The organism is Parageobacillus galactosidasius (genome assembly GCF_002217735.1).
Lineage (GTDB): Bacteria > Bacillota > Bacilli > Bacillales > Anoxybacillaceae > Parageobacillus_B > Parageobacillus_B toebii.
Window position 1 is genome coordinate 1,494,174 of the sequence record NZ_NDYL01000001.1, and the last position, 14,347, is coordinate 1,508,520.

Annotated in this window: 12 protein-coding genes; all 12 read right to left on the reverse strand. The window is 34.6% G+C overall.

The window, feature by feature from the left end:
* Positions 1-44 precede the first annotated feature (44 nt).
* From B9L23_RS07745 to B9L23_RS07800, 12 genes are read right to left on the reverse strand one after another with little or no spacing between them, the layout of a single operon-like run.
* Positions 45-2,897 (reverse strand): phage tail sheath protein, encoded by a 2,853-nt coding sequence (locus tag B9L23_RS07745; RefSeq protein WP_089097208.1) that lies wholly within the window; start codon positions 2,895-2,897, stop codon positions 45-47.
* Positions 2,897-3,499: a hypothetical protein gene (locus B9L23_RS07750; protein WP_089097209.1), complete on the reverse strand. Its 603-nt coding sequence runs from the start codon at positions 3,497-3,499 to the stop codon at positions 2,897-2,899. Before B9L23_RS07750 ends, B9L23_RS07745 begins: the two co-directional genes overlap by 1 nt.
* 14 nt (positions 3,500-3,513) lie before the next feature.
* Positions 3,514-4,554 carry a hypothetical protein gene (locus B9L23_RS07755; RefSeq protein ID WP_089097210.1) on the reverse strand — a complete coding sequence of 347 codons (1,041 nt, stop codon included), beginning with the start codon at positions 4,552-4,554 and terminating at the stop codon, positions 3,514-3,516.
* Positions 4,532-5,014, reverse strand: coding sequence for a hypothetical protein (locus B9L23_RS07760; protein ID WP_089097211.1), 483 nt, complete (start codon positions 5,012-5,014; stop codon positions 4,532-4,534). Before B9L23_RS07760 ends, B9L23_RS07755 begins: the two co-directional genes overlap by 23 nt.
* Positions 5,014-6,096, reverse strand: coding sequence for an Ig-like domain-containing domain (locus B9L23_RS07765; protein ID WP_089097212.1), 1,083 nt, complete (start codon positions 6,094-6,096; stop codon positions 5,014-5,016). Before B9L23_RS07765 ends, B9L23_RS07760 begins: the two co-directional genes overlap by 1 nt.
* Before the next feature lie 28 nt (positions 6,097-6,124).
* Positions 6,125-7,015, reverse strand: a complete 891-nt coding sequence (locus B9L23_RS07770) for an Ig-like domain-containing domain (RefSeq protein WP_089097213.1) — start codon at positions 7,013-7,015, stop codon at positions 6,125-6,127.
* Between the two features lie 2 nt (positions 7,016-7,017).
* A complete protein-coding gene (locus B9L23_RS07775) occupies positions 7,018-7,329 on the reverse strand; it encodes a hypothetical protein (RefSeq protein ID WP_089097214.1) in 312 nt (103 codons plus the stop codon).
* 13 nt (positions 7,330-7,342) lie between these two features.
* The gene (locus B9L23_RS07780; protein WP_089097215.1) at positions 7,343-7,855 is read right to left on the reverse strand and encodes a hypothetical protein; all 513 of its coding nucleotides are present in this window, start codon (positions 7,853-7,855) and stop codon (positions 7,343-7,345) included.
* A gap of 13 nt (positions 7,856-7,868) precedes the next feature.
* Complete coding sequence (locus tag B9L23_RS07785) at positions 7,869-9,620, reverse strand: hypothetical protein (RefSeq protein WP_089097216.1); 1,752 nt, start codon at positions 9,618-9,620, stop codon at positions 7,869-7,871.
* Positions 9,621-9,643: 23 nt separating this feature from the next.
* Positions 9,644-11,710 (reverse strand): hypothetical protein, encoded by a 2,067-nt coding sequence (locus B9L23_RS07790; protein ID WP_089097217.1) that lies wholly within the window; start codon positions 11,708-11,710, stop codon positions 9,644-9,646.
* A gap of 21 nt (positions 11,711-11,731) precedes the next feature.
* Positions 11,732-13,795 carry a ligand-binding sensor domain-containing protein gene (locus B9L23_RS07795; RefSeq protein ID WP_089097218.1) on the reverse strand — a complete coding sequence of 688 codons (2,064 nt, stop codon included), beginning with the start codon at positions 13,793-13,795 and terminating at the stop codon, positions 11,732-11,734.
* Positions 13,796-13,813: 18 nt separating this feature from the next.
* Complete coding sequence (locus B9L23_RS07800; RefSeq protein WP_089097219.1) at positions 13,814-14,311, reverse strand: hypothetical protein; 498 nt, start codon at positions 14,309-14,311, stop codon at positions 13,814-13,816.
* Between the last annotated feature and the right edge of the window lie 36 nt (positions 14,312-14,347).

A 14,347-nucleotide genomic window follows, 5' to 3' on the forward strand; every position in this document is an offset into this window, starting at 1 on the left:
GTTTTTTATTAGCGGAGGAAAAGTTCCTCCGCTGGCTTGTAGTGTTATAAGCTAGCTCGCAAAGATACGCTTGCAAAAATCTTGCGAGTTTCAAATTGAGGTACAAGTTCTAATGTAATGAAGGCATTTCCAATTACACGTTCTTTAGCACTTGTGAAAATCGAGAAGCGGAAATCTTGTAATACACCAAGCTCTTTCAATCTATCTAATCCAGCTTGAATTTCCGTTGCTAAAGAGTTACGTTGTGCTAATCCATTCGGCATACCAATGAATGGATCTGCCTTACGACGCACAAGCTGTACAGTTGCATGCACAATGCGAACTGTTGATAAGCGTTGATAATCCGAAGTTGGAAGTGCCGCTGTTACACCATCTTTAACAACTACACGGCGAGTACCATTCAAGTTAATTTTTTCTTCGAATGTTACATATCGTGCTCCAGCCAATTGATTGTGTTGTGCTTCTGATAAATGATAACGAAGCCCTTGAACTGGAACCGGCTGATTAGTTGTAGAAACTTCTGGATTTAATGTGGAGATTAAACCTGCATAAACCGGTGCTCCATCTGTTACATACGTACCAATTTTGTCATTTGCTAGCCCAACTTCTGGGCCAAAAACTACGTTGACGTATCGACCAATATCCATTGGCTCTCCATCATCATTCAAAATCAATTCTCCAGTTGCTTCATTATACATGTAATGTTCATTCATGCCTGGAGCTGTTAATTCATCAATATAAGCTTGAATGTCTAATAGTGTTGCATTTTTTACAGGAGCTACACTAATGACACCGATTGTTTCCCATGTTTTTGCAGTAACAATTGCACAGTGTTGTGCCAATTGCGTAGCAAAATTACGTGTTGGATCTTCAACAATTTCGATTTCTCCTGTTTGTTCGTTTTTTACTTCACGACCAATTGGTGTATTAGCATACGCTTCTGCCATAATAATGATATCTACTGCATAGTTTTCTAGTTTATTATAGATACCTTGTTTCACTAACTCATATTCATCAATTGTTCCAGGAACTAATTCATAAACTCCACCTAGTTCCTCATAAAGTTCTTTCATGCTTTTTAGGCTTGTCACATCAAAGAATCCGTCTGTTCCAAGCCATGGATAATAATCTGGATCATTGACTGGTTTTGTATCATCTTTCAATAGCTCATATTCACCAGTTGCAGGGTTTTTCCATTCTCCTAAGAATACTGGACGATCTGTTGGCAATAATCCTTGCACCGGAATATCACCAGCACCATCTGGAACAGACAATTGTACAACATTGTTGCGTGGGTCATTGTTAACGTAGTTTGCAAATTCTCTTAATGTGCGAATACCACGCAATTCACGAGTCCGATATTCTAGTGCGTAATCACGATTAGAAGTCCGTTTATCTTCTGGTTTAATAAATGCAATGATTTTTTCTTTTCCGGAAGGATCTTCTGGCGTAATATCTTCCCGGACTTCTACTTGCACACCATACAACGTATTTGGATCATACACATTTTTAATTCCACCATACAAGCTTCCTGGATATTTACCTTCTACAATCAACATTGGATTATCAACAGAAGCTTCATTTGTTTTATACAATGCATATAATTTTACTCCAATTGGAGTGGCACCAGCAGATATAATTAATTTTGCTTTTTCTTTACTTCCTGCTGCTGGGAAAATCATTGTATAATGCCCATTTGGATTACTTGCGTCTTTTGGTTGTAAATCATATTGATTACCATTTAACTCATAATATACTCGGAATGCGTCTGGCTGTGGAACGTAATTCAATTCATAAGTCGTATCTGCACCAGGAACATCATAAGTTTGAACCGTATTCATCATCACTTCATCATAATAGAAATAGTCTGCTACTACTGTCACAGAAGATGTTAATGCTGGATACACGCCATTTATTACTTCTTGCTGATATGCGCTTGTAAAACGAATACCACCTTGTTCATATTCTTTTGCTGTATAGTCTTGTGTTAATTCATCCGTAACAGCAGGATCTCCTTTACCTGGCCGCCATAAATATTGACCATTTGCATTCATTTGTGGAATAGAAATACCATTTACGTACACATTGATCGTGTGTCCAGCAGCAACATTATCAGACCAAAAACCATGCACACTAGAGAAATAGTTTGTTTGTGTAGGGTCTTGCGTGAGAACACCATCTGTATCACTGCGCATTACTTCATGATAATTGCGTTTACTATAATTGATTTTCACTTCTAATTTATTGCCAGGACGGAATTTATCGGCAGCGAAATGAATAGTCTCTGAACCAGGTGTTGTATCTAAATTCAAAATGACATTATTAATAGAGCTACCAGTATATTCCCTCAAAATTGTTGAATCATCTTTTAATTCACGGATATATTCAATTGCATTGCTATTAATGCGTGCATCTGTTTCTAAATTCAATGCTTTTGAGAAAGCCACATTACCTTTAGATAAACCTAAAAACTGAGTGAGTTCTGTTGCAATGTCTTGCGCATGTAATTCTGTTTTTGCACGACGACCAGAAATACGAAGCAATCGCACATCTTCATTGCCAGTTCGCAATACTTCATACATTTTACGCACTAAAGTACCTTTATGCGGCACTTTTACGGTTTTCTTAATTCTTTCACCTGTATTTGGATCTACCTCTCCTGTTTCAATTTCTTCTTTCTTCAACATACCACCAAATAATTTTTCTGCAGCTTTTGGACCACCAATAGCTTGTACACTTACTGGTTCTCCTACTGGACCATCAATTGCAGTGCCAATAATTAAAACAGATTGTGTTGTCGCCTGCAAATTTTGTTGATTCGAAAATAAGTTACCATCTTCATATTCTACTTTTACACCAGGCAAGTTTGGATATTTATCAACAATTGCGTTTGCCATTAGTAATCCTCCTCTTCATTTGGATTTTCTGATGTATGCATAATATTGGCTTGAACAGCCAAATCGTGTATTTGATTTAAGAAACGAGGCACTACTCTCTCTAATCGCATTTGATATTGAAGTGTTCTTACTGCAACAGGATATCTTCCTTTTGTGATCAACTCATCTTCTTCTTGTGAGTAAAATTGAATATTTTGCACTCCACTTTTCTTAAAAAAACCAGTATACATATAAAGAAAATCTTCAAATTCAACAACCAATTCATCTGCTTCCTCCTGACTTAATGAATAAATTTTAAATTCCACCCATACATCAAAAATTTGTCCATATAATTCAACAAATTGATCCGGTGCATATGGATGGCGAATAACATCTCGAAAACGAGGTTTATAATCTTTGAAACTTGGATTAATAACTCGTTTTAATAATCGATATGTGATTAGCGGATATTTTACATCCTCATCAACAGGAAATTGTCGGACAATATCTCCTTTCTTACCCGCACTTTTCCATAATTTCCGCAACACATCTACAAATTGCAAAAATGTGATAGGCCGTTCAGATCGTAGTCGATCATCCAAATATGGATCCTGAATTTTCATACTCTCTCACCCAATTAACGCTTAATTCGAACTTGTGTGTGTGCAATCATTTTTTCTGTAGTGAAAACAGGGACAATCTCTAATTCCACATAGATAGATCCTTCTAAATAAGCGGAGACAATACTAAATGCGTACTCACGTATAATTTCTTTTTGACGATATTCATCTAAAATTGAAATCAATAATTCCTGAATCTCTTGTCCTTGAATAGATATTCCAGTGCGGCCCACAAAAGAAGATAATGCACTAGAAACATCCAAGATTACCGATTGAGCAATTCTGAAATTCGCTATATTTTTATGGACTCCCGGTGTATGAACGGCGCAAGGACAAGTAGCACAAACAACTCCTTTTTTAAAACTAGACCGGAAAGAAACAACCCCTATTTGTTCCAAATACAGAATTTCTCTTTTATTAAATTCCTGTTTTAGTTGAACATTGATTTTTTTATTCATTGGACTTGTACCAATATCTAATGAAGCGATTACTCCTGAATAAACTGCTCCTGCTTTATGATCTTGAAATTGATCAACAACAACAGATAAATATTTTCCGTCTTCTTCGATATGAAACAAAGAATCAAAAGTAAATGACTTAATTAGTTGCTCTATTGATTCCAACTCTGTGATATTCTTAAATGGCATTAAATCAAAAATGCCATGAACTAATATTCCTTGCTGCTCTTTTTCATGCGCAAATTCAATAAATGACAAAATATCCTCTGTATTTTCCCCAAATCGAATAGTATCACAATACAACAAATCAAACTCATAGGTCTTTAAATAATCTAATGCGGAAACAAATCCATACTTATCAATCCGCATCAAATAAACCTCTAAATTTGGATCAAATAATAATGCATCTTTTTGACGTTCTAGAAGTGGGCCAGATTGAAAGTAAGATTGCGCCACAAAAGTATTAGGAGCATATACTGGCTCATAATATGGTCCATTATCGGCTTCTCCCATAATGATTAATCGCTTTCCTGTCGGTGCCTGGGATAATAAATAAATGGAGTCGTGTTGTTGATACTCAATGTGTGGAGAGGGCATCATCGTCATTCGCCCCTTTCGGTGTATAACGACAATACACCTGATAAAACTCAACCCTTCCTTGATCCCCTAATTTAGGTTCCACAACACTAATAAACAATTTTTCTTTAATATTCACCGGTATTCCATTTTTCCAATCTACTTCTAAGATCAAGTCCCCTTCTTTGGGATATGCATCATATTCCATGTAATACACATAAGCTTTTAAAGTCACATTGCCTTCTTCTGTTAGTTTATTTACTCCAATTAGAGTTTCGGGGACAGAACTAATAACTCTCCTTACCTTAACTTTTCTGAAAGTGACATAAAATGAAGTACCAAAACATTTAGGGCAATTAGGATCTGCTGATTCCCCACTGCGTTCTGAATAACAAGAGCATCGAAAACGCCTATCTTTTTCCACATACACAACATCATGCCCATACTGTTGCAAGATAGACTTTAGCAATTTTCGTATATCCATTAAATATCCCTACTTTCTGGACTAGGAGAACTACTTCTTGTAACTGCCGTAATTGGCTTAGCATATCCTCTAGCATTTCTACCCATTAAAGCATCCATCCAATATTTCCAATCTCGTTCAATATTAGAAAGCAATGCTTGAATCATATCCAAAGCATTGTTTTGTTCATTGGAACCGTTTGATGAATCACCAAATTGTACTTCAAAATCCCCTAACTTGAAGCCATTTTCCATCTGCTCGTTGGATGGATTAGTGTGTCTTTCAATTACTTTGATTAACAAATGATTTAATAAATTCTTAGCTGCTTCATATACACTAAATTTCGCTGCTGGAAAATATGCATCATCCCGATCTGTTAATAATTGAAAACGTGAATTATTGGCATCTGGAATTCTCTTTAATAATTGATGCACTTTTTGTCCAGCATCTCGCAATGCCGCATACATTTCATCTAATGTAAAATAAGAATACAATCGAGAAAGAATAGATCTTAACTCTAGAGGCGTTGCATATAATGGGCTGTATTCAGAAGTAAATTGAATTACTTGTGTTTGCGATAAAGACTTTCCGGTTACTGACTGGATACTTTTATCTAAAACTAATGTATAAGTGCGATTATAAGCGACACTTTCTTTTGGTGTAATCGTAATTGTATTACCATTTACCTGAATATCTACTGGTATCTGAAATTCTGGAGGCATTATCATAATATCAGTATCCGTTTCTAATATTTCATCTTGTACATCTTCATTTGAACCGGAATCATGTTCTGCATTTGAGTTAGAGTATAAAGAGAATGTCTCCTCTATAGTATGTGTAACACCTTGCACTATTACTTCATATCGCAAAATATATTGCCCATCTGGCCAATTCGAAGGAATTTCGTACACATAAGTATATCTATTGCCTCCATCTACTGTATTTAGTGTAACATTATCCATGTTTTGAACGCCATCTGTGCCATAATACCCAATAGCCACTGTAGGTATACTATCCACAGAAATTGGCATATTTTTTTCATCTATTGTCAATAATTCTAAAAATATCTTTGAATTTTTATGAAATTCTCCTAAATCTTTCACGTATACCACCTGCTTTAGAGACGGTCATTTAATTTTTTTCTTCAGTGATATAACAGCTTTGTGAAGTCACACTATTCGGATCCAACGGCTCATTGAATTCAACAATAATTTTTTGTAATTTGGCCACAGGGAAATGTGAAGAACGATGTTTTGGAGAACTAGAAACGATACGTAATTTTTCTGAACTCGATTGATTTTGTTGAGAGAAATATTGTTCAAGTACTGTTAATTGTGAATTTTGCTCAATTCTCGTATTCGTTCGAATAGGAAAATTTGTTTCTGGTGGCTTTTGAAAATCATTAATATTTACATAAAATTGAATTACATCAGAAAATGCGCTTTTGGTTCCGTCTTCAGCGATAGCTCGGATTCTAGCATAATATCTTCCTTGTTCATATTTCACATCTGGCTTCACACTGGTGCCAAATATTAATTGTGAAGAAGGTGGCCAAGTCACATTATGAAACGTATTAGTTGAAGATATCTGTAATTCATAAGCATAAGCATGTTCTACTGCACTCCATGTAAAAGTAGGTTTTTCTGTCACTTCAGATAAATGAGTAGGTGTTAGTAATACAGGAGGTTTAATACCATCTACATCTTTGGTAAAAAACTCAATTTGATAACTTTCTGGCATGTATCTTCCTACAATATCTCGAATCCCTTTTTCTCCGCCTACTAATTGCAATTGATAATGCATTCGTGGAGATAGTGATTCTCTAGGCTTTATAATTAATGTTCGACTTCGGTATTCATATCGAATAGAAACTGGTTTTTGTTCGGTAACATTCCATAACACAATATGTTCCTCTCTTAATAATTGACTATTCAAGTCCACCATAAAATCGACTCTAATATTTGTATCACAAGCAACATCTTCACTTAAATGTCTAGGAAATGTTCGTAACACAAAATCCATAATTATGCCCCCATATATTTATATGTGACATGAATAACTGACTTTGGTTGAGGAATTTGATGATCTGAAAAAGTAATGGTGCCAGTGGCGTAGTCTATGGTATAATCCAAATCCCGTTTCATTACCATCCCATCTTTTACTACTTCTTCACTGTGTTTCAATGGCTTATTTGCTAATTTAAATACTTTATTAGCTCCATCACAAACACCAATTGGAATCTCCTGACTAGATATTTTAGAACCAGAAAAGTCTGGCATGATTCCAATTTTCATTCTCCATTTAGGATAATCCGGATGCTGACGAACCATTGCCATATACAATCTCCCCTTATTTCGCCATAATTGCAAAATCATATACAGTTGGTCGTACTGTCCCAGAATACGTGCATTCCACTTTTACTTGAATAAATTTAGATGGGACTGGTAAATAAATTGGAGTGTCTACCGCTACTTTAACCCAGTTGTTTGCTGTACTTGTACGGTAGTAAAAATTCACAAAGCTATTTTGACTAGGATAATCTTCAAAGTTAGCTAACAAGTAAATTTCATCTGTCACCACTGGCAACTCAAGAACTGGTGTAACCCATGAATCGGCATTAATCGTGAAAGTTAGTGGATTTAATTGCGCAGTACTGCTTGGATCACGATTCGATGTATCAATAAAAGGTTCTGCAAAATAATAATTGTAGGGAGATACGAGCAAAAGCATGTCGTATCTCTCCATTGTTGTTTTAAGCTTAATAGCTTCAGCAATATTCTTTTGCATGATATTTAAGTGGAAATCATGCAATACTTGTCCATCTAAAAATGTGATACGTTTCATATAGTTTGGTGTTGCCATTTATGGTCCCTCCTTAGAAGGTCACGGACCAAGTTACCCGCATCCCTGTATTTTGATCTTTTGTAATTGGACCAATACCTGAAATATTAAACATTTTGCTTGTTGCTTTATCTTTGCCATCAAACATTGCTACTTGATAAATTTCATGAGTTGTTTTTTCATATGTGTATTGCACTTCAATGACATCGCCGTTCGCAGCGTTATTCACTGTAATTTGAGTTCCATCTGGAGAAAGTGTATAACTTTCTGGATTTCCATTGCGTTTTACACTTGCAATAATAAATTTGCCGCTTGCATCTTTAGCTGCTGGATAAGTTAATGCAAAAGTAGTCATTCCGCCACTTACAGTAAATGTATCAGTTTTTGTTAATTTCACTGGACCTGGAACACCTTTCGGGAAGTCAGCGATAAATTTAACTACTTTACCGGCATTCACACGATATTGAATGGTTAATTGTCCTGGAGTGTTTACAGGAACTCCTGTACTTGGAGTTGCACTAAATTGAATAATGCCGGCATTTGGATTCAGCAACCAAACATCGCCTTGCCCTAATTTAAGGCCACGATCTTGAATGACATACTCTGTTTTATTTCCATTAATATCCTCATGAACAACTTTTTCTAAAGCTACAACTGGTGCTTGAGTTAATTGATATGTGAGATGATTATTATTAGCTTGCAATTGGAATTTCACTTCAAACTGATCCCCGTTATTCGGAACATTTACAAATTCAATAGTAGCTGCATTTGCATCTTTAATGTTTACATCAGTGCCAACAACTAAATCTGTCGAAGTAGTTAAATTTTTTACAGAAACTAATGCTAATAATTTGTTTCCAGAGTTATCTAAATCATAAACTGTATCAACTGCTCCATCGCTATCGTTATCTGCAGCTGTTATTGTTACTGTCTTTTCAATAACATCAATTGGCTTGGTTGGAAAAATATCAATTTCTGGTTTTCCATCTGAAATTTCTGCTGGGAACATAATTGGCACTCTTGAACCATCAAGCTCTTCTGGCATATCTGTTTTATTTTTATCCGTGTTAGAGAATGAAACCGGCATATAATCAGGATGTCCAGCAGGTTTGCCACCTAATGCCATAAAACCTAAACAATATTTACGATGATAATCATATGTGACTGTTACATTTACTTTTGTGTTTTCAAATTTTACTTCTCCTGTTTTATAATCAATCACATATGTTTTGTTTGCATCACTTGCCACATTGCCACGCTTCCAAGTTTCTGCTCCGACTTTTACAACTTCTGTTCCCTCAATAATTCGAACCATTGGGTCTTTCACTTTTCTATAAGTAACAGAAATAGGCTGTGTTGGAGCTACAGCAAACTCCAAAATACCTTTTTCGGCATCCCTTAAAAATACATCTTGGTTAATTTGCAATACATTCGTTCCCACTTTTACAGAAAGCAATGCTGTAATGTTTTCTACGCCATCTAAAGTAATGATGGTATTTGTGTTTGTAGAAGGAATATCTTTGTCATAAGTTCCTTTTACTTCAGGCTGGATAGACAAGTGGAAGGTATATGTTCCTTCCGCATTCGTTGTTAAATCTGTATCTCCGTGATCGGTTTGAGTCATTCGAATCATTTTTGATGGATTTGCCATCATTTCAGCGACAATACTATTTGCATCTAATACCACTAGATTTTTCTTTTCTTTTGTATAAAACACGCCATTTTCATCATACAATTCTACTTTTACATGACCTTTTGGATTCATCGCAGCTACATCTTGGATCATGTTACTTCACCCCTGACTTATAATTAAAATCCGCCTTTAAATGGTTGTCCGTTTTCATTCAATAAAGTGATTGTCCATGTTACACGAATACCTGTGGACACTTCTTTTCTTGTTTCTCCTACCCGAACCAATGAGAAAGCCTTCACTGGATAACCTTTATAGCCTGTTACTTGATCATCAACTCGTGGTCCATCAAATAATCCCATTTCACGAATTGTTACATTATAGTTTGGAATTCCTTCTTTGAATTCTGCGACAAATTGCACAGAACCTTTATCTAATTCAAACCATGGATATTCATTTTCTGTTTTTGGTTTTAAAATTACTTGTCGTTTATAATTTGTAGGAATTCCTGGTTGAGCATCAGATTTATAATAAACATCCAAACGTGTAATTGCATTGCCACCTAATGTTTTTGGATGAATAATCAATGTTTTGCGATTTACATCATTTTCGTCAATTAAGAAATTTGCTTCATCAAAACCTGCAGTATCTTCGATTAACGTCAACTCATTTTTGTTTTGATCAAATAAGCGCACGAAAGAATCTTTAATTGGTTTTTGAAGCTCATATTTCAATGCATTTTCCTTATATTTGTAATCAACCACCAATGTAGAGTCACTTGCAGGAGCTGTAGTAAATGTAATAGTTCCTGTCGAATGATTCACAGTATAATCAGCCGGCATACTCAATTCCACATCATTCAGTTTCACTGTTACAGAGCCAGCAACTAGATTATTATGACTTAAAGTAAACACTTTGTTGCTTCCATCAGGAGTTAATGATTCATTTACAGGAACTTCAACTTGAACAGTAGTTAAAGAAGTAGCAATTTCATCTTCGTGGATTTCACCAGTGATTTCATATGTGACAAATAATCCTGTTAATGCACGATTGAAATAAACTTTACCTGTCATTTCATCAACAAAGAACTTACCCTCTGCTACATCATTCATATCTGTAACACGTTGCATTGCGTTCCCTTCATACTCAATTGAAACACTATCTGCAATGACAGGATAATGCTTTAATTGAATGGTATATGGCGCAACTGTTGTTGTATTATAAACTTCCGGTGTATCAAATTTTGTCACAAAAGTAGGAATTTCACTAATCAAGCCATTCATGTTTTTACTAAATGCATCAAATCGAATGCCAGTTAGAACAATTTTTGGATTTGTTACACTTGGATCAGCACCAGAAAATTTTAATCTAACAGCAGTTTCTTTTGTTGGATCAACCGAAATTTCCACAAACGCAGGTACTTCAACTCCATCAGCTAATGAGCTATCATATGTCTCAATAGTTTGATTCAATACACCATCTACATAAATTTCTAATTGACCACCTTTATTGTGTTTCATGTACTCTACAACAAAGTGACTCATTTTTTCAGTAAATGTTACTTCATCATTTAATGTTGTAGTTTCTTTTCGAGTAGCATCTCCTGTAAATCCAGAGGAGAATGTTAAGCGACTATCATCTAAAGGAACCGCATAGTTTTTACCATCACCAATTCCAATGAATAAATTTGTATATGTGCTGTAAACTTCAGATGTTAAAGGTGCTGTATTAGGACCAGGTGTAGTTGTAATACTAAATGCTTTCATTCCCGGCTCTTTTGAAACTTCTTCTTTTACATAAACGGTAATAGGATAATAACTATAATCAATATCAAAGTCCTCATCATTCACAACTTTCCATAACTCATTTGGATGATGAACGACAACATTTTGCCCATTTACAACATCAATAATTTTGTTTAATTGAACATGATACACGCCAGTAGAACCGCCTTTAGGAATACGGTTTTTAAACAACATTCTTTCTGGATCGCCACTAAAAGCACGCAATAAAATTTCTTCAGCACCATTTACTACAAGGTTTGGTTGATCAGCTAACACCCCTACTACATTACCATCTTCATCAATAGCTTCAATTTTAATGTGTCCTGTTGGTTTTAATGAAAATTCATCAGACAATCCGTCTGATTGTTTAGCTTGCAAAGCTTCTAATTTACGCAAAAGCATATTTTTCTTAGCTCCATCTGGAAGCAAGGAAATCAGTTTTTTTAAGCTTTTTACATTCATATGTGACACCCCTTTAATTGTTTAATTCGTTCCTTCTCCAGTTTGAGATCCGCCTGCTTGTCCTTTCAATGTATTGATTCCTAAAACAAATTGTCCTAAAGGCCAACCGCCACCTATTTCACCTAGCATATAACGAACTACTTCTTCTCCACTCATAATAAATGCATCTTCTAGATCCTGATGGATCTCAAGTTCTTTTTTCTCAAGAAGCAATTCATTATAAAGTGAAGCAGGATTAAGATTCCAAGTATTAAAAAATGATTCAATCGGATAACTTTTCAATGATTCTTTAAGGGATACAAACCATTTATTCGAATGGTTGATAATATGTTCATTCATTAATATTTTTTGAGCTAATTTATGATGAAACTTTTTCTTATTTTCTTGAATGAAATAATCTTCTTCTGATGTTAAAGATAAATTATGATCAGATTCTACTTTACTTAAATTTGTTTGATTAAAAGCTGATTCTAATATTTTCAAGATAAACTCAAATTGATAAGATGGAAATTCTAACTTTTCTTTTAACTCATTAAATTCTTTAATCTTGGCCATATAGACATCTTTTAAACTGACTGTTCCTTTTAAGAAATGTAATTCACTATCATCATCTATCTGTGTATTCACTTGATGAAGCAACGAATACATAGATGACGAATGCTTTATATTCGTGTTTTCTTTAATCTGTGCATTTATTTGATAAGATAATGAATTCGCTAATGATAAATATTTGGTTTGAAAACTTTCTCTGATATTAGTCATCCATTCAATAAATTCAATAGGCGAATATTCAATGAATAAAGACAATTGTTCTTGATTGGCTGTTTGAATAATTTTTTCAATAAATTGAATGTGAAAATCCATTTCAGGATCCACTAGATCATTCATTAGTAATTCAAGCACATCATAAACTAATAATAGCTTATAAACATCTTCCTCATTGATAGTATCTATTTCAACAATATCGCCTTTAGACTCAAAACTTGATTCATCAAACAATTCATGAGTTAACTCGACAGCTCTTTTATCCATTATCAATAATGGGATATACAACTCTTGAAACGCCAATCTCATAAACTGTTCAATTGTTTCTTTCGGGGTAGTTTTTAATTGCTCAAACACAATTGGTTCTGAAATTAATTCTACTGCATCATTCAAACTTGTGACAAAACGATCATGAGGCTCTATATCATGCAATGAGCGTATTAATTCATTCTTGATATCAAATTCATACATGCTTTGAAGTAAAACTTGCATTTCTTCATCGTTTTTCAGAAATACTTCAAGATCAACTTTTTTGATTAATTCCTCATATTTTTCTTCTAAATAATGTTCGATCAATAAAGCCAAAAAGTCTGTTTTTGTTTCCTGATATTTTTCTAACAATTTATACGTTCTTGCAATTTCAGTAAACTCTTTAGGTGATGCAAAAACATCTTCTTTGAAAGATGAGGTAAAAATCGCTGAAAATACTTGCAGCAATTCATTGATTTTCGTTTTTATTTCGTCATTTAATGCAAATGAAGTACTCGGAATCGGTTTTCCTGAAGAAAATATCGTATTAAACATATCTTCTAAAGCATAATCTAATAAATACGTCACATCTTTATCATTAATCGCTTGCAACGTATCAATGATTTCATATAACAACTCATAAAGAATGAGATCATTTTCATCGTCACGTATTTCAGAATATACCCAATCGCTTAAATAACCTTGAGTAGAAACTCCACGAACTCGGTATTGGTTATGAGATTGAACCATTCCATAATCAACATGATGTTGAGTTACCCAATGTGACTCTCGAACGCCATCCACTGGAATAGATAAATATGCTTTAATACGAAGTTTATCAGTCTCAGCGTTCCATTCATCTTCTGGAATATGAAGATTTATTGTTCGTCTTTCAATTGTAGATACTACTTTATAGTTATGGTTAATAGCATGCAAACGCAAAGCAGTTTGTGTATCACTTGGAAATGTTATGCTTCGTAATAATCGATCTTCTCGTTTTTGTTGTTCAATTGGAAATGATTGATTAAGGAAGGGGACCACAACTTGCTTTGAGAAATTAGATTCAAGCATGTGTGTCACCTCTTCCTATTACTCTTCATCTGCTGCTTTTGATTTACGTTTACGAGAAGTCTTTTTCTCCTCTTGTTTATTTTCTTCTTTTTCATCATCTTTTTCTGCTGTTTCTACTTCTTCTGTTTCTTTTTCATCATCTTGTTCTATTGTTTCTACTTCTTTTTCATTTTCAATTGCCATGGCTTCCATTTTTACTTCTTCTGCTTTATTGATGTTTTGTGTTACAACATCTGCACTTTTAGCTTGAATCTCATCTGCACGTTGCTTAGCCATTTGCAGGCCTTTCAAATCATATTTCGCTTTCCACGCATCAATAGCCGCTTGTGGTAATTTCCCTTCATATAACACAAGTGCTGGACGTTGAGAGAATAACGCATGACAAATACCTGATAAATCTGTATTATCATCAAACTTAATTTTTTGAACCGGATTATCTAACGTAATGTACGTATTCGTTTTTGGATCAAAAAAACTTACTTTACCTTGAGCCAAACCAACTTTGATTTCAGGCATGTTACTTCTCCCCTCTCCTTCTTTTTATCAAAAAAG